Annotated in this window: 13 protein-coding genes; 8 read left to right on the top strand and 5 right to left on the bottom strand. The window is 39.6% G+C overall.

The genetic code is table 11. The annotated features are described in order from the left end of the window. Positions 1-417: 417 nt before the first annotated feature. The 5 genes from trxB to infA all read left to right on the top strand — a co-directional run bounded on the left by trxB (position 418) and on the right by infA (position 6,294). Entirely contained in the window at positions 418-1,377 is a 960-nt protein-coding gene (gene trxB, locus GWJ01_RS11180; protein ID WP_023581304.1) for a thioredoxin-disulfide reductase, read from the top strand. Between the two features lie 141 nt (positions 1,378-1,518). Beyond that, complete coding sequence (gene cydD / locus GWJ01_RS11175; RefSeq protein ID WP_161711096.1) at positions 1,519-3,288, top strand: heme ABC transporter permease/ATP-binding protein CydD; 1,770 nt, start codon at positions 1,519-1,521, stop codon at positions 3,286-3,288. 2 nt (positions 3,289-3,290) lie between these two features. Further along, positions 3,291-5,042, top strand: a complete 1,752-nt coding sequence (gene cydC / locus GWJ01_RS11170; protein WP_109393541.1) for a heme ABC transporter ATP-binding protein/permease CydC — start codon at positions 3,291-3,293, stop codon at positions 5,040-5,042. 1 nt (position 5,043) lies between these two features. Then, positions 5,044-5,736 carry a leucyl/phenylalanyl-tRNA--protein transferase gene (aat, locus tag GWJ01_RS11165; protein ID WP_161711095.1) on the top strand — a complete coding sequence of 231 codons (693 nt, stop codon included), beginning with the start codon at positions 5,044-5,046 and terminating at the stop codon, positions 5,734-5,736. Positions 5,737-6,075: 339 nt separating this feature from the next. Next, complete coding sequence (gene infA / locus GWJ01_RS11160) at positions 6,076-6,294, top strand: translation initiation factor IF-1 (RefSeq protein WP_004244560.1); 219 nt, start codon at positions 6,076-6,078, stop codon at positions 6,292-6,294. Positions 6,295-6,417: 123 nt separating this feature from the next. Here infA and clpA read toward each other — a convergent pair whose 3' ends face one another. Then, entirely contained in the window at positions 6,418-8,709 is a 2,292-nt protein-coding gene (clpA, locus tag GWJ01_RS11155) for an ATP-dependent Clp protease ATP-binding subunit ClpA (RefSeq protein WP_109393539.1), read from the bottom strand. Between the two features lie 30 nt (positions 8,710-8,739). Then, on the bottom strand, positions 8,740-9,054 hold the full coding sequence (gene clpS / locus GWJ01_RS11150) for an ATP-dependent Clp protease adapter ClpS (protein ID WP_075672467.1): 315 nt from the start codon (positions 9,052-9,054) through the stop codon (positions 8,740-8,742). Positions 9,055-9,342: 288 nt separating this feature from the next. Here clpS and cspD point away from each other — a divergent pair, with 288 nt between their 5' ends. Further along, the gene (gene cspD / locus GWJ01_RS11145) at positions 9,343-9,552 is read left to right on the top strand and encodes a cold shock domain-containing protein CspD (RefSeq protein ID WP_023581298.1); all 210 of its coding nucleotides are present in this window, start codon (positions 9,343-9,345) and stop codon (positions 9,550-9,552) included. A gap of 139 nt (positions 9,553-9,691) precedes the next feature. Here the strand turns inward: cspD and macB are convergent, their stop codons facing one another. From macB to GWJ01_RS11130, 3 genes are all read right to left on the bottom strand, one after another. Further along, on the bottom strand, positions 9,692-11,638 hold the full coding sequence (macB, locus tag GWJ01_RS11140) for a macrolide ABC transporter ATP-binding protein/permease MacB (protein WP_109402611.1): 1,947 nt from the start codon (positions 11,636-11,638) through the stop codon (positions 9,692-9,694). Then, positions 11,638-12,747 (bottom strand): macrolide transporter subunit MacA, encoded by a 1,110-nt coding sequence (gene macA, locus GWJ01_RS11135; protein ID WP_109402610.1) that lies wholly within the window; start codon positions 12,745-12,747, stop codon positions 11,638-11,640. The genes macB and macA overlap by 1 nt, the downstream gene beginning before the upstream one ends. Before the next feature lie 129 nt (positions 12,748-12,876). After that, positions 12,877-14,553, bottom strand: a complete 1,677-nt coding sequence (locus GWJ01_RS11130) for an ATP-dependent nuclease (protein ID WP_109402609.1) — start codon at positions 14,551-14,553, stop codon at positions 12,877-12,879. A gap of 342 nt (positions 14,554-14,895) precedes the next feature. Between GWJ01_RS11130 and GWJ01_RS11125 the strand changes: the two genes are divergently transcribed. Continuing rightward, positions 14,896-15,798 (top strand): lysine exporter LysO family protein, encoded by a 903-nt coding sequence (locus tag GWJ01_RS11125; protein ID WP_161711094.1) that lies wholly within the window; start codon positions 14,896-14,898, stop codon positions 15,796-15,798. Positions 15,799-15,850: 52 nt separating this feature from the next. Further along, the gene (locus GWJ01_RS11120) at positions 15,851-17,308 is read left to right on the top strand and encodes a DUF2867 domain-containing protein (protein WP_161711093.1); all 1,458 of its coding nucleotides are present in this window, start codon (positions 15,851-15,853) and stop codon (positions 17,306-17,308) included. Positions 17,309-17,361: the final 53 nt, after the last annotated feature.

The raw sequence follows: 17,361 nt of genomic DNA, 5'->3' as shown, positions 1-17,361 counted from the left end.
ATGCCGGATAAAAGTTCTATTTTATCCAAATACTCATTAGCAAATATCGTAAAGTAACTATCCTATACCCTGTCTGTCTAAAAATATTGCGTATAACATCCGAGGATAATTATCTTTAACAATTATGTTTTCGCAAATGTACAGCGGATTGTCAAAGCAAATGAGTAAAAATCAGAACAAGGCGCTATGTTATTCTCTATATACGCAAGATAAACATCAATTGTAAAGCAAAATGTTTCAGGTTAATTCGATGATGTTAGCCCAATATAACTCTATAATTATTAAACTATATTAGTATTAACTATTGCTAAAATAGCTAAAATATTATGTCTATTTCTCGTCATTGGCTTTTTTTAACGTCTTATTTCTCCTACAATCCCTCAATTCGCATCACGCCTAATCAGAGATGAGGTATACATGAGCACCATCAAACATAGCAAACTTATTATTTTAGGTTCAGGCCCTGCGGGTTATACCGCCGCCGTTTATGCTGCAAGAGCAAACTTAGAACCAGTACTGATTACGGGTGTTGAAAAAGGCGGTCAGCTGACAACAACAACAGAAGTCGAAAACTGGCCCGGAGACCCTGAGGGGCTAACAGGTCCTGGCTTAATGGACCGCATGTTTCAGCACGCTGAGAAATTTAATACAGAGATTATCTCTGACCATATTAATAAAGTCGATCTGAAAAACCGTCCATTCCGCCTATTTGGTGATGAACAAGAATACACTTGTGACGCATTAATTATTGCAACAGGTGCTTCTGCACGCTATATCGGTTTACCTTCAGAAGAATCTTTTAAAGGCCGAGGCGTTTCTGCTTGTGCAACCTGTGATGGATTTTTCTATCGTAACCAAAAAGTCGCTGTTGTCGGTGGCGGAAATACAGCGGTAGAAGAAGCTCTTTATTTAGCTAATATTGCATCAGAAGTTCATCTGATCCACCGTCGTGATTCTTTCCGTTCTGAAAAGATCTTAATTAACCGTTTAATGGATAAAGTAAACAGTGGCAATATTATTTTGCATACTGATCGTACCTTAGACGAAGTTCTTGGCGACGATATGGGTGTAACGAAGGTTCGCTTAAAAGACACTAAGAGTGATAAAACCGAAGAATTAGATGTTATGGGTGTCTTTATTGCAATTGGACATAGCCCTAACACCGCTATTTTTGACGGTCAATTAGAATTAGACAACGGTTACATCAAAGTACAATCAGGTACTCAAGGTAATGCAACACAAACCTCTATCGAGGGTGTTTTTGCAGCTGGTGACGTAATGGATCACATTTATCGTCAAGCAATTACCTCTGCTGGCACAGGCTGTATGGCTGCTTTAGATGCAGAACGTTACTTAGACGCACTAAAATCCAACTAAAATCATCACTTCCTTTCAAGGCGCTATTTCAGTAGCGCCCTTTACCATGTAACATACTAGCCTGGTTGCCAAAGCGTATAACTACTTACCCTTGGCCTTTCTGATACTTTGTATCTCACCTGCAGATTTGAATCTTTTCTTATGGATAAAACTAAACAAAGTGAATTGGTTCGATGGCTGAAACAGCAAAGTGCTCCAGCCCGTAGATGGCTACGGCTATCAATGATCCTAGGTGTTGTAAGCGGTTTATTAATTATTGCGCAAGCATGGTTATTAGCTGTTTTACTTCAAGCATTTATCATGGACAGTCTAAGTCGTGATACGCATATACCTACCTTTCTCACCCTTATTGGTATTTTTATCTTACGAGCTGTGGTGATGGCAATACGAGAGCGTGTAGGTTATCGCTGTGGTATGGCGGTCAGGCAACAAATTCGTAAAATTGTTCTTGATAGACTTGAAGAGCTAGGCCCTGTTTGGGTTAAAGGTAAACCTGCGGGAAGTTGGGCAACAATTATTCTAGAACAAATAGAAGATATGCAAGATTACTATGCGCGTTATATTCCGCAAATGTATCTTTCTACTATTGTGCCTATTCTTATCCTTATCACCATCTTCCCTGTTAACTGGGCTGCTGGCTTGATCCTATTTTTCACCGCCCCACTGATCCCGTTGTTTATGGCATTAGTTGGATTAGGAGCAGCAGATGCTAACCGTAGAAACTTCCTCGCATTAAGTCGTTTAAGTGGTAACTTCCTCGATAGATTAAGAGGATTAGATACATTACGGTTATTTAACCGTGGTAATGCAGAAGTTAAACAGATAACTGAAGCAACAGAAGATTTCCGTAAACGGACAATGGAAGTGCTAAGAATGGCATTCCTTTCATCAGGCGTATTGGAATTCTTTACCGCTGTTTCTATCGCAGTTGTGGCGGTTTACTTTGGTTTTTCTTACTTAGGTGAACTTAATTTCGGTAGTTATGGTTTTGGTGTTACCCTTTTCTCAGGATTTTTGGCGTTGATCTTAGCCCCTGAATTTTTCCAACCATTGCGTGATTTAGGAACATACTATCATGCAAAAGCACAAGCGATTGGTGCGGCTGAATCTTTGGTTGAATTTTTAGAAGCTGAAGGTGAAAAACCACAATTCACAGGCAATGAGCGTATCAATACAACAGACAGTATTGAGATAATAGCTCATGAGCTAGAAATTCTATCTCATCAAGGTGTCAAACTGGCGGGCCCATTAAACTTTACCATTAATCCTAATCAGCGAATTGCGATTGTGGGTCTTAGTGGTGCAGGCAAAAGCTCGTTGTTAAATGCGCTACTCGGTTTTTTACCTTATCGTGGCTCATTAAAAGTTAATGGTATTGAATTAACACAGCTCTCTCCTGAAGCTTGGCGTCAATGTTTAAGTTGGGTTGGTCAAAATCCTAATTTACCAGAACAAACCTTGTTGGATAATATTCGCTTAAGCAATCCTAATGCCAGCAATGAACAAATCAATCTTGCCATGGAAAAAGCCTATGTCAGCGATTTTATCAATGAATTACCTGACGGCTTAAATACGATTATTGGCGATAGTGCTGCACGCCTTTCTGTTGGTCAAGCTCAGCGTATTGCTGTTGCTCGTGCTTTATTGTCACCTTGTCAATTTTTGTTATTAGATGAACCTGCAGCAAGCCTTGATTCTCATAGTGAACAACGTGTGATGCATGCGCTTAATAATGCCTCATTAAATCAAACGACCTTGCTTATTACTCATCTACTTGAAGAAACTTTAGGTTATGACCAAATTTGGGTGATGGAAAAAGGCCAAATTATTGAAACTGGTACTTATGCATCGTTAAGCCAACAGAATGGCACTTTTGCTCGCCTTCTTGCTCATCGTAAAGAGGAACTTTAATCATGAGAGTATTGCTTCCTTTTCTTGCACTCTATCGTCGTCACTGGTTTATGTTATTGCTGGGGATTATTCTTGCTATTCTGACTTTACTGGCGAGTATTGGTCTTTTAACACTATCAGGCTGGTTTTTAGCGGGTACATCTCTTGCTGGTTTTGCTGGTATTTATAGCTTTAACTATATGCTACCTGCAGCGGGTGTTCGAGGTGCGGCAATTTTTCGTACTGCGGGTCGTTATTTTGAAAGGCTTGTCAGTCATGACGCCACGTTTCGCGTATTATCACACTTGCGCGTATTCACCTTTAAAAAGATCCTCCCTCTTTCACCGGGGGGAATAGCTCGTTTTCGTCAAGGTGAGTTACTTAACCGCTTAGTTGCTGATGTTGAAACACTAGATCACCTCTATATTCGCGTTATCTCCCCTATCATTGCCGCTTTTGTTGTCATTATGGCAATTATGTTTGGCCTTGGTTTAATTGATGCACGTTTAGCCAATACGCTAGGTGGCATTATGCTTACCTTGCTGATTGTTTTACCTTTCGTATTCTATTATGCAGGTAAACCTATTGGCCGTGATCTTACTGATTTACGTGGTCAATATCGCACAGTGTTAACCAGCATGTTGCAAGGACAAGCTGAGCTAACTGTTTTTGGCGCATTACCTCGTTTTAGACAAAATTTAGCGCAACTTGAAGCTAAATGGCTACGCAGACAAGCACAACAGGCAAACTTAACCGGTTTATCGCAATCATTGATGATCCTCGCATCAGGGCTAACAGCGACATTAATTTTGTGGCTAGCAGCTGGCGGTATAGACAATAGCTTTATGCCTGAAGCGTTAATTGCCTTATTTACATTTTGTGCATTGGCAGCATTTGAGTCATTAGCCCCTGTTACTGTTGCTTTCCAGCATTTAGGACAAGTGATGACATCAGCAACACGTATTTCTCATTTAATTGAGCAAAAACCTGATGTCACTTTTCCTGAAAATGGGGGAGAAAAAAATAATAGCGCCACACTTACAATGCACAATATTTGCTTTACTTATCCAAAGCAACCAATGCAAGTCATCAATCACGTAGATTTAACGATTGAAGCAGGTCAACACATTGCCCTATTAGGGAAAACAGGTTGTGGTAAATCGACACTATTGCAGTTGATCAATCGCGCTTTTGATCCGACTCACGGCACTATCAGCTTAAATAATTTACCTATTGCTGATTATGATGAAGCAACATTACGCTCGATGATGTCCGTTGTTCCTCAACGCGTTCATGTCTTTAGCCATACATTAAGAGAAAATTTATTGATGGCAAAAGAACAGGCAACAGATGAAGAGCTTAAACATGTTCTTCAGCAAGTCGGTCTTGGGCAATTACTTGAAAATGATGAAGGCTTAAATGCATGGATGGGCGATGGTGGTAGACAGCTCTCTGGTGGCGAACAGCGACGTTTAGGACTTGCAAGAGCCCTACTCCACAATGCGCCTCTTGTATTGCTTGATGAGCCAACAGAAGGCCTTGATGCTGATACAGAACAGCAGATCCTCGCACTCTTGCATCAGCATTGCCAAGGTAAAGCTGTATTAATGATCACTCACAGACTTCACGGTTTAGATAAAATGGATAAAATCTGCGTTATGGATGGCGGAAAAATCGTTGAAACAGGCACTCATGCTTCGTTGTTACAACAACAGGGGCATTATGCTAAATTTCATCAAAGACAGGCTCTATTAACACCAGCTCACGAGGCATAATATGCCGTTGTTTCAATTAGATGATTGTGATTTGGATTTTCCAGAGCCTCATTTAGCTTTAAAAGAGCCCAACGGCTTATTAGCGATAGGGGGAGAAATCTCCCTTTCGCGATTACGTGTTGCGTATCAATCGGGTATTTTTCCTTGGTACTTCCCTAATGAAGAACCATTATGGTGGTCTCCCGATCCAAGAGCCGTTTTACCCGCTGGTGATTTGCATATTGGGCGTAGTTTACGTAAATTTATTCGTCATCAGCCTTATAAAATTACACTTAATTATGCCTTTGCTTCGGTGATTGAAGCGTGTTCTGTACGTGAAGAAGGAACATGGATAGGCCCTGATATAAAAGCAGGTTATGAATCCCTCCATCAACAAGGTGAGGCTCACTCTGTTGAGGTTTGGGAAGGTGATGAACTCGTTGGAGGGTTATATGGAGTAAATATAGGTGCTGTTTTCTGTGGCGAATCTATGTTTAGCCGTAGAGATAACGCCTCTAAATGTGCCTTTATTGCTTTTTATAACCATTTTCTTCGTTATGGGGGTCAACTATTTGATTGTCAGGTGCTAAACTCTCATACTGCCTCGTTAGGCGCCTCTGAGATTTCACGTGAACATTATTTAGTTGAGTTATCTCGTTGGAAAAAAGTGATTATTGATAAAAAGTGTTGGTATCAGCAATCGTTGGAATTATAATCACTGCTTGTTTTTGTAAAGCCCTTCTTATTTAAGACAGAATTAAGAGTGTCATTCTGTTATTTATGCAAAAAGGTTTATACAAAAATTTTATCTTACACACCCATTATGTGGTTAGGGTGCTGTTATTTTATTGCTACAAATACCACAAAATAAAGAATTACGACTTCTGTTATTACTTTTACTTTAGCAAAGTAAAACGCAAGTTGCGGTAAGGATGTTAAGTGCAGTAGCAAGGTGAACACCATTGCTATCCAATAACATTCCTTTACATAGGACAATATTTTCGGCATTATCTTGCCGTTTAAAAAATATGGTTATTAAAACTTAGAGGATTAGATGGCCAAAGAAGACAACATTGAAATGCAAGGCACAGTACTGGATACTCTGCCAAACACGATGTTCCGCGTAGAATTAGAAAACGGACACGTCGTTACCGCTCATATCTCAGGAAAAATGCGTAAAAACTATATTCGTATCCTGACAGGCGACAAGGTTACCGTTGAGCTGACCCCATATGACCTGAGCAAAGGCCGTATCATCTTCCGTAGCCGTTGATCCCAATCTGTTCTCTCCCGTTATTGTCATATAACAGGTGAAAAAAAACACCACAGGCAAGGCATGTATTGATGCTCACCTGTGGTGTATGCTTTTATAGCTTAGTGAAATTAACCGCTATCCTTAGATAACGGCATCTTCATTCTTGGCCAGTTTTTCTTGGCTAACAAACTCATAATTCAATTTGCCTGCCTGTTTATCTAGTGTCACAGAAACCGAGCCACCATTAACAAGAGAACCGAATAAAATCTCGTTAGCTAATGGTTTTTTCAAGTTTTCTTGAATAACACGCGCCATTGGTCTTGCGCCCATCGCTTTATCATAGCCTTTATCACACAACCATTGGCGTGCTTCTTGGCTTACTTCTAGCGATACCCCTTTATCATCTAACTGCACTTGTAGTTCGACAATAAATTTATCCACGACCATAGAGATAATTTCTGGCGATAATGCATTAAACCAAATAATACTATCTAAACGGTTACGGAATTCAGGTGAGAAGGCTTTTTTGATTTCAACCATCGCATCAGTGCTGTTATCTTGCTCTGTAAACCCAATTGATTTACGTTGCGTTTCACGCACACCCGCATTGGTTGTCATCACTAAAATGACATTACGAAAATCTGCTTTACGACCGTTGTTATCCGTTAATGTACCGTTATCCATTACCTGTAACAGGATATTGAACACATCCGGATGTGCTTTCTCAATTTCATCAAGTAACACTACGGAATATGGATTTTTAATGACAGCATCTGTTAATAATCCACCTTGATCAAAACCAACATAACCAGGAGGAGCACCAATTAGACGGCTGACCGTATGTCTTTCCATATATTCAGACATATCAAAGCGTAGCAACTTCACATTCAACGCTTTCGCTAGCTGTACTGTAACTTCCGTTTTACCTACCCCAGTAGGGCCCGCAAATAAGAATGAACCCACTGGTTTATTATCTTGGCTTAATCCTGCTCGACTCATCTTAATCGATTCAGACAAGGCGTGGATCGCTTGATCCTGACCGAATACCAACATTTTTAATTGGTTATCGAGATTTTTTAGCATTGATTTATCACTGCTAGAAACTGTTTTTTCAGGAATACGTGCAATTTTAGCTACGACTGATTCAATATCTGAGACATTAATGGTTTTTTTACGTTTACTTGGTGCAACTAAACGTGTTTTTGCACCTGCTTCATCAATAACATCAATAGCTTTATCAGGTAGGTGTCTATCTGTGATGTATTTAACCGATAAGTCCACCGCTGCCTGGATGGCTTTATTCGTATAACGTACATCATGGTGTGCTTCGTATTTTTGGCGCAATCCTTTGATGATCAAGACTGTCTCATCTGGGGATGGTTCAGTTACATCAATTTTTTGGAAGCGACGCGCAAGCGCTCTGTCTTTTTCAAAGATATTGCTAAATTCTTGATAAGTCGTAGAGCCTATAACGCGAATTCGACCACCAGATAACAATGGTTTAATTAAGTTTGCCGCATCAACTTGCCCACCTGATGCAGCTCCTGCGCCGATAATGGTGTGGATCTCATCAATAAATAAGATGCTTTTTTCATCTTTTTCTAGGGTTTTCAGTAACGCTTTAAAACGTTTTTCGAAATCACCGCGGTATTTAGTTCCCGCTAAGAGCGAACCAATATCGAGTGAATAAATAGTGTAGCCTTTCATCACATCAGGAACGTCGTCTTGCTCAATACGCCATGCAAGCCCTTCTGCGATAGCTGTTTTACCGACACCTGATTCGCCCACTAATAATGGATTATTTTTGCGACGACGGCATAACACTTGGATTGTTCTTTCTAATTCAGCTTGACGCCCAATTAGGGGATCAATTTTACCTTGGCGCGCTAACTGATTAAGGTTAGTGGTAAAATTATCCATATGATCGTCGCCTTGTGGCATCTCTTGTTGAGATTGCGCATTCATATCATTCATGTCAGAAAGATCTTCGTTTTTTTGATCTTCTTTCGAAATGCCATGAGAAATAAAGTTAACGACATCAAGGCGGCTAACGTCATGTTTACGTAATAAGTAAGCTGCGTGAGATTCTTGTTCACTAAAAATAGCCACCAGCACATTAGCGCCAGAGACTTCATTTTTGCCTGATGATTGAACGTGAAAAACAGCGCGCTGTAATACACGCTGAAAACTCAGCGTTGGCTGTGTTTCTCTGTCCACATTTTCAGGCAAAATTGGGGTTGTTTTACGAATAAAGACTTCAAGTTCTTCGCGTAAGACTGCCAGATCGACTTTACAAGCTTCCAATGCTTCGCGTGCCGATTTATTACTTAATAGCGCCAACAACAGGTGCTCTACAGTCATAAATTCGTGTCTGTTATCACGGGCTTTCGCGAATGCAACATTAAGACTCAGCTCTAATTCGTGATTAAGCATAAGCACCTCCTCCTTAAAAGACTAACCGGATTATGCCTGTTCAAGAGTACACAAAAGTGGGTATTCGTTTTCTCTCGCATACAGATTAACTTGAGCCACTTTTGTTTCGGCAATATCCGCACTATAAACCCCACAAACTCCTTTTCCTTTATGATGAACGTCCAACATAATTTGCGTTGCTTTTTCCTCGCTAAGGAAAAAATACATCGTAAGCACTTCTACAACAAAATCCATGGGGGTGTAATCATCATTATTCAAGATCACCTTATACATTGCTGGTGGCTCATTTTTCTGATGAACATCTTCCCTTAACGTGGTTTCTGTTAAAAAATCAAACTGACCCATTGTTTTGCATTACTCATAGTTTTGTTAAACGTCACTTTCAATTATGACATTTAGTTTACCATCTCACAGGAAAGTCTGCCTATCAACGCTTTTTTATTCCTTCTTTTTACATTCAAAAAATTACAAAGCGTTAGCTACATCAAAATTTCACCTACTCGAAACACTTTCTATCCCCTTCACCTCTTGACGATTGAAACAATAAAATAGAGTATGTTTTATGAACAGCTCAGTAAATATACTGAAAGTGATGTTAAACAAATAAATACAAGTATATGAGAGAAGCTAAGTATGGAGACAGGTACAGTAAAGTGGTTCAATAATGCTAAGGGCTTTGGTTTTATTACCCCAGCAAAAGGTGGCGATGATATTTTTGCCCACTATTCAACAATCAGAATGGAAGGTTACCGTACACTTAAGGCGGGGCAGAAAGTCAATTATAGTACGATAAAAGGGCCTAAAGGTGATCACGCTGACCTTATCATTCCTATTATTGAATAGAAGATAATTTACAGTATAGATAAACCCGATAAAAATACCAATTACTCTCAATAGTTGGGTATTTTTAGTTAAATAGAATGCCTAATTCATTCAAATAAAAGCCCTTTATATTTTAAGGGCTTTTATCTTACAGTTTGGATTATTCTCTCGCTAGGGCATCTATTGGATTCATTTTTGCCGCACTTCTTGCCGGTAAAAATCCAAAAATAACCCCAATGGCCGTTGAACAGATAAAAGCACTCACTAATGCAATAGGCTGGAATACAAAATGCCAATCAGGCAACATAATACTTGCCACCATAGCGATACCAAATGAAAGACCAATTCCCAGTAATCCGCCGACTAAACAAACTAATACAGACTCTATAAGGAATTGTTGCATCACATCACTCGCTCTAGCACCAACCGCCATTCTAATACCAATTTCTCGCGTTCTTTCTGTTACTGAAACCAGCATAATATTCATTACGCCAATCCCACCTACCACTAATGAAATAACGGCCACTAAAGTGAGAAACAGTTGCATTGTTTGAGTGGTACTTTCAGCTGCCTTAATAAAGCTATCAAGGTTATAAGTAAAAATATCTTTTTTACCGTGCCTAATCGTTAATAAACGAATAATTTGTTGTTCTGCAACACTGGCGTCATAACCTTCAGTTGCTCTTACTGTAATACTATCAAGATAGCTTCGATTTAAAATACGGCTATTTAATGTGCTGTAAGGCACCCATACTTTGAGGGATTGACCATTACCAAAAGCCGATTTTTTCTCAGCAATGACTCCAACAATCGTAGAGGGAATATTGCGAATAATGATTTGTTCACCAATAACCTCTTTTTTGGTAGGAAAGAACCGCTGACGCGTATTTTCATCAATAACAACAACTTGAGCTTGTCGCTGGATCATATCAGGTGTAAACGAGCGGCCTTGCGAAAACTTCATGGCATACACAGTGAAATAGTCGTCACTAACGCCCGCAACAGATGCCGGTGAATCTTGGTTTCCACGGCGTAACCGAGTACTAAATTGAACTTGTGGTGTAACAGCTTGTACATAAGATTGTTGCTTTAAAGCGAAGACATCTTGCAGTGTTAACGATTGTCTATCTTCCGGTGAATCACTCCCAAAATCTTTCCCGGGATAGATATCAATAGTATTAGAGCCAATCGCTTTTATATCTGCCAGCACCATACTTTTAGCTGCATCACCGATCACAATAATCGTGACGACAGAAGCAATACCAATAATAATGCCAAGCATCGTTAGCAGAGTGCGTACTTTGTTCACCACCATTGCACGCCAAGCCATATCTAATGCTTGTGTAAAACGCCCAAATATTTGCTCCAAATAAGAAGAAGTTAAAACAGGTGTTGTCTCTTTTTTAACTTTACTTGCCATTGTTTGATGGCAATTATCATTAATAATTTTACCATCTTTTATCTCTATAATGCGCTTAGCCTGTGCCGCAATTAAAGGATCATGGGTTACGATAATCACCGTATGCCCTTGCTCATTGAGTTGCTTAAGAATAGACATAACTTCTTTACCAGAATGGCTATCCAATGCACCTGTTGGCTCATCAGCAAGAATGACCTCGCCACCATTCATCAACGCTCTCGCAATACTTACACGCTGTTGCTGGCCACCAGAAAGTTGATTAGGACGATAATCAACGCGATCACCTAATCCTAAGCGCGTTAATAATTCGCGAGCCCTTTCTTTTCTTTGGGTAGCATTTTTATCTGCGTAAATCGCAGGAATTTCGACATTCTGCTCTGCAGTTAAATGTGTCATTAAATGGTAGCGCTGGAAGATAAAACCAAAATGCTCACGGCGTAATGCAGCAAGTTGGTCGCCTTCCATTTTCGCAACACTTTGACCTGCAACTTTATATTCACCACTACTTGGTTTATCTAAGCAGCCTAGAATATTCATCAACGTCGATTTACCAGAGCCAGAAGCCCCAATAATCGCCACCATTTCCCCTGCATTAATCGTTAGTGAGACTTTATTGAGAACAATGGTTTCCTCTTCACCATTGGTATATAAACGACTAACCTCATTGAGCTCTAATAATGCAGGCATCATGCTTCTCCTGACGTTTCACCCAGAATAACCTCATCATTTTCTTTTAATCCGCTGAGAACTTCTGCATAAACATCAGTACGCATGCCTATTTTCACTGTGCGTTTTTCTGGCTGACCATTAACTAATACATCAACATAATATTCATTAATACCTGCATCATCACCTAATACAGAAAGCGGAACAAGAAGCACATCTTTCTTATTTTCGATAAGAATTTTAACTTGCGCTGTCATTTGTAAACGTAATAAATGCTGTTCATTAGGTACTTCAAAACGGGCATAGTAAAAAATAGCGTCATTAATTTTTTCGGGTGTAGGTAGGATATCTTTCAACTTACCGCTGAAAGCTTTATCAGGCGCACCTAAAACCGTAAAAGAAGCGCTAAGCTCAGGCTTTAAATAAATAACATCAGCTTCTGATACTTCTGCTTTTACCAGCATCGTGTCTAAGTCAGCTAATGTTAAAATAGTCGGTGCTTCTTGCGCTGCAATTACCGTCTGGCCTTCAAGGGTTTTAATAAAAGTGACAACCCCATCCATAGGCGCGGTTATCCGTGTATATTGCAGGTTGGTTCTCGCCGTATCTAGTGTAGCTTGGTTCTTTTTAATTTGTGCTTGATAAGTAATGATGCGTGCTTTTTTTACTTCAACATCCGTTTTAGTACGATCAAGTTCATCTTGTGCAATCGCATGAGTACCAATAAGCTTTAATTGGCGTTGATAAGTTAATTGAGCTAAACGCAATTCTGCCTGTGCTTGTTGAAGATTGGCTTTAAGCTCATTATTTGTTTCTTGAGATTCAGTCACGTCATTTTGTGCTTTTTTCGGATCGATAATGGCGAGCAAATCCCCTTTTTTAACCACATCCCCCTCTTTGACAAGTAACGATTGTAACTGGCCACTGACCTGCGCACCCACATCAACTTTACGCACAGCATCAAGCTTACCCGTTGCGGTGACTTCTTTCGACAGATCACCTCTTGTGATCTGCTGTGTTTGATATATTGGAGCCTTCTCTTTTGGCCAAACAAAATACGTAGCAATTACGACAACAACTAAAATAAGGGTGAGCATTCTCCCTCGCTTTTTTAAAGATAAAAAAGCCATAAAATTTCCTTCTTAAACATAAAGATGCAATAAATCATATAAAGCATTAGCTATGAGGCTTTATTCTCATAGCTAAATAAAATAAATGTAGGTCTCGTGAATTTATCTTGCTTATACAAGTGTTGCGAATTAATTCGCCTTACCTCTTGCAAGCCATGCCACACGAGAAAACATACTTTTTAGTATGGAAGGGATGGACTCTACTCCACGTTGAGCTGCATTGTTAGCCACCGTTAGTGCTAGATCAGGCTTGGATGAACGTTGAATAGCTTTAATGATCACGCGTCGAGTTGGCCATTTTTCATTATCTGGTACACCTGCAACATCATGATATACATTACGAAAGCCTTCTTTATATAAAAAGTGTTCCATATCTAATGCAGGAAGCTTCGTTAATCTATCACGTTCTGTGTCATTGCTTTTTAACGCAAAATCCTTAACGGTAGCGGCATATTTCTTACCTGCTTCATCACCATCCACTAAGGTATGCCATTCTATGCCCATATAGGTTGCGTACTTTAATAATGGCTTAAGTCCACATTGAGCAAACTCAATGACTTTTATTCCTTCCGCTTCAAAGAAATAATTACATTGCCTTGCCAATTCGTTCATTAACCAAATCTCTGTTTCACCTTCAACCAATAACCAACAACGCGCAAATAACGCAGACGGTCGGTTATAACGAATATGAAAAGAAATACGTCGCTCCTCATCAGAATGCAGTTGCTGATCCCCTACGCGGTAAGCAGCGACTTTATCGGTATCACGTACTAAACGGCAAACGCTCTCTAATGGAGCGAGTGACAGCAACTCACCTGAGTTTGTGGTTGTGATCCGTTGTAATGAGAAAAGATTGAGTAATCCCCAAGCCACCGAAAGCATAATAGGATGCAAACGCGTTTCTGGGTTTTCAACAATCACGATAGGTCTTGCATAAGGATCAAGTGCGACACTACCACGAGACTGCAAGATAGAAGAAAACATTCCCAAGATAATTAATCGAATACTTCTCTGATTGGGTTTTGCCAACACTTTATTAATATTTTCTAAAGCATGCCAGCCACGAACATGAGGCTCATTGACTTTTCGATGACGAGAGCGAGATTTAAACAGTAACGAACCGTGATCTGCAAAATAGTGCCCTAACAGTTGTTGCATTGCATCAAGACCTTCACGTAAATCATCATCTGATAACTCATCAGGATTTTTGACTAACGCTTTGGTTAACTCGCTCATTTTATTATTAAACGCTTCTCGATGAGGATTATTATGAGAATCGATAACATCAGAGGTAAGATCACGAACAAAACGCGCATCTTGTAAGCGAAGCACAGGATAAAGCCTAACAATCTCTGCAATAATTTCTTGAGTTTGTCCATTAGGTAAGCGAATTTGCTTTCCTTCTTTATCAAGGAAATAGCGAAATGTTTTTACATTCTTCTGCTCATCTAATTCAGCACTTATCCGGTAATAGATATGTTTAAGATCATCTCCATTTTCGACCCACACAGGCGCTATTTTATGGAAACGGTAAGATCGATGACGTCCGGGGCGAGATTCGGTAAACGTTAAAATAATTTGTAGGCTTTTTTTACCATTTTCTTCCGGCTCATTCGGCAAACGATGGAAATCATCAGGTGTAAATGCATATTGATAGGTTTCAATACCCAAACTGAGTGTTAACGCATCAAGTAATGAGCTTTTACCCCACGCATTTTCACCCACTAAGACTGTATTCATATCAAGAGGTAATGAAAGACGATTAAGTCCACGGAATCCAACTATTTCCACTCTTTCTAAATACATAAATTCCCTCGTTAGTTACGACTAAGCTATGGTTTTATTTTATTCTTCCTATCTTCATTTTCTGCTTAATCAGCTAATAATTTCACTTAATGGCTATTTTCATTAAATCACAGTTCAAGATAGCCGTAATAAAATTTACTCAACTATTCGATATATACCCATTTTGTTCGCTTTTCAATCAATTAAAGCCTCTTACACCTAAACGTGGTAGGCTCGTTACCTTTAATAAATATTTTAGACTTATCTTAATTTCTGTATCCACAACATCATAAGTAAATGTTATAATCTTAATCACGTTATTAGTTTATTTTATAATTTGAGCACACTCAGTAAGGAATAGAAATGCTATCAGGGTTATTGATTATCCTACTTCCGCTTTTTGTAGGGTATTTGATTAAGTTAAACAATCGCCCATTACTTCATTTGGCAAACCGCCTGCTTAGCACGATGGTTTACGTTATCCTATTTCTAATGGGCGTAAGTTTAGCCATGCTAGATAATATCGGTGAAAACTTAGTCTCAATTCTTTCTTATGCCAGTGTTTTCTTTTTATGTACCTTTGGCGCCAATTTACTATTTTTATGGCTACTGGATAAAAAAGATCCTTGGCATGTCCCTGCCCATAAACAGTCCAAGCCTCCTTCTCGCATAAAAATGGTACTTGAATCACTACAGTTATGCGGTGTCGTTGTTGTAGGTTTCTTTGTCGGTTTAACAGGCTGGTCAATTTTTCATTATGCCTCTCATGCCAGCCAAGGCGCGCTTATCTTCTTACTTTGGTTGGTCGGTTTACAATTACGCAATAGCGGAATGAGCCCAAAGCAAATTCTTATCAACCGTCGTGGAACAACTGTTGCCGTCGTTATGGGGGTTAGCGCACTGGCTGGAGGAGCTTTAGCGGCTTACTTACTAGGATTACCGATGAAAATGGGATTAGCCATTGCATCCGGTTATGGTTGGTATTCATTATCAGGTATTGTGCTTACCGATGCATTTGGCCCCGTTATTGGTAGTACTGCATTTTTCAATGACTTAATGCGTGAGTTAGCAGCAATTATGCTTATTCCTATTATTGTTAATCGTTATAGAAATACAGCATTAGGGATTTGTGGTTCAACATCTATGGACTTTACCTTGCCTGTTTTACAAAGAAGTGGTGGTGTATCCATCGTTCCTGCCGCTATTGTGCATGGATTCGTTTTAAGTTTAATCACACCAATCTTGATGGCGTTCTTTACTTCATAGAAAAATCAGTAACAATAGAACGATAACGTTCTCTTTTTACTATGGATTAACAATGAATCAACAGCGTGTATTAGTACTTGGTGCAAGTGGACATATTGGTCAAAATCTTATTCCAGCTCTGATAAAACAAGGTCATCAGGTCACCGCAGGTGCCCGTAGAGTTGACTGGATGATGTCTCAAGGTTGGGAAAATACACGCTGTATCTTTGTCGATTTGCATGATCCAGAAACCTTAAACAAAGTAATGCATGATACTGATATCGTTTATTACCTTGTTCATAGCATGGGTGATGCACGTAATTTAGTTGAACAAGAGCGTAAAGCGGCAATTAACGTTGTAGAAGCGTTAGAAGGTACTGACGTTAAACAAATTATCTTTTTAAGTGCCTTACAGCATGAAGATCAACAATATTCACCTCATCTTATTGCCCGAAAACTTACGGGTGAAGTGTTAAGAACCAGCACTGTTCCTGTGACTGAGATCCGTACCTCAATGATTGTAGGGCCCGGCTCTGCTGCCTTTGAGATTATGCGTGATATGGTTTATAACCTTCCCATTCTTACACCACCACGTTGGGTTCGTTCTAAATCCTCCCCTATTGCTCTCAAAAATTTAATTCACTATTTAACTGAAATTATTCATCATCCCACTCATCAACATCGTATTTTTGATGCTGGTGGTCCTGAATACATTAGCTATCAAACTCTTTTTGAACGCTTTATTAAAATCTCAGGTAAAAAGCGAGTGCTGATCCCGTTACCTATGCCGGGTAGTCTTATTTCTGCGGGCTTTATCAGTATGATAACCTCTGTACCAACCTCTATTGCTAAAGAGCTTATTCAAGGGCTTAAATACGACCTCCCTGCCAACGATGAGCCATTACGTAAACTTATTCCTCAAACTCTCATTAAATTTGATGAGGCAGTAAAAGAAACACTCGCAGATGAAGAAGCCGCTTTAGACAACCAAGACTGGGGTTACTCTCCGGCTGTTCGTAGTCGCTGGAAACCCGGTTATGGTTATTACCCCAAAAATGCAGGTTGTACAGTATCTACACCCGCAAGCGCGGCATCTCTTTGGCATACAGTGCAACAAATCGGTGGAGAACAAGGATATTTTTATGGTAATGCGCTATGGAAAACTCGCGCCATTATGGACGATATGGCTGGAAATAAAGTCACTTACGGACGCCCTTCTAGAGAAACGTTAGAACTTGGCGATATGATTGATGGTTGGCGAGTAATCAAACTAGAGCCTGAAAAACAGCTCACACTATTATTTGGAATGAAAGCTCCCGGTTTAGGTAGACTCTCTTTCACGATCCACGACAGTGGTAATCTTCGCTCAATAGATGTTCGCGCTTGGTGGCACCCAGCAGGATTTAGTGGATTGCTTTATTGGTTTGCCATGATGCCTGCGCACTTATTTATTTTCAAAGGTATGGCTAAAACAATAAGTACTAACGCTTACAAACTGGATAAAAATTCACCTGACAGTGAAAAAAAATAGCCGAATTACCCATTTTTACGTAAAAAAACCACTTTATTATGCAGTTTTAGTTG

This window comes from Proteus sp. G2618 (assembly GCF_009915995.1).
Lineage (GTDB): Bacteria > Pseudomonadota > Gammaproteobacteria > Enterobacterales > Enterobacteriaceae > Proteus > Proteus terrae.
This window is presented reverse-complemented; position numbering and strand designations above follow the sequence as displayed.

Bases quoted from the DNA above. Each gene is read 5' to 3' on its own strand.
- GWJ01_RS11130 (WP_109402609.1), bottom strand. From the start codon at position 14,553: ATGTATTTAGAAAGAGTGGAAATAGTTGGATTCCGTGGACTTAATCGT.
- cydC (WP_109393541.1), top strand. From the start codon at position 3,291: ATGAGAGTATTGCTTCCTTTTCTTGCACTCTATCGTCGTCACTGGTTT.
- clpA (WP_109393539.1), bottom strand. From the start codon at position 8,709: ATGCTTAATCACGAATTAGAGCTGAGTCTTAATGTTGCATTCGCGAAA.
- cydD (WP_161711096.1), top strand. From the start codon at position 1,519: ATGGATAAAACTAAACAAAGTGAATTGGTTCGATGGCTGAAACAGCAA.
- infA (WP_004244560.1), top strand. From the start codon at position 6,076: ATGGCCAAAGAAGACAACATTGAAATGCAAGGCACAGTACTGGATACT.
- clpS (WP_075672467.1), bottom strand. From the start codon at position 9,054: ATGGGTCAGTTTGATTTTTTAACAGAAACCACGTTAAGGGAAGATGTT.
- trxB (WP_023581304.1), top strand. From the start codon at position 418: ATGAGCACCATCAAACATAGCAAACTTATTATTTTAGGTTCAGGCCCT.
- macB (WP_109402611.1), bottom strand. From the start codon at position 11,638: ATGCCTGCATTATTAGAGCTCAATGAGGTTAGTCGTTTATATACCAAT.
- cspD (WP_023581298.1), top strand. From the start codon at position 9,343: ATGGAGACAGGTACAGTAAAGTGGTTCAATAATGCTAAGGGCTTTGGT.
- aat (WP_161711095.1), top strand. From the start codon at position 5,044: ATGCCGTTGTTTCAATTAGATGATTGTGATTTGGATTTTCCAGAGCCT.
- GWJ01_RS11125 (WP_161711094.1), top strand. From the start codon at position 14,896: ATGCTATCAGGGTTATTGATTATCCTACTTCCGCTTTTTGTAGGGTAT.
- macA (WP_109402610.1), bottom strand. From the start codon at position 12,747: ATGGCTTTTTTATCTTTAAAAAAGCGAGGGAGAATGCTCACCCTTATT.
- GWJ01_RS11120 (WP_161711093.1), top strand. From the start codon at position 15,851: ATGAATCAACAGCGTGTATTAGTACTTGGTGCAAGTGGACATATTGGT.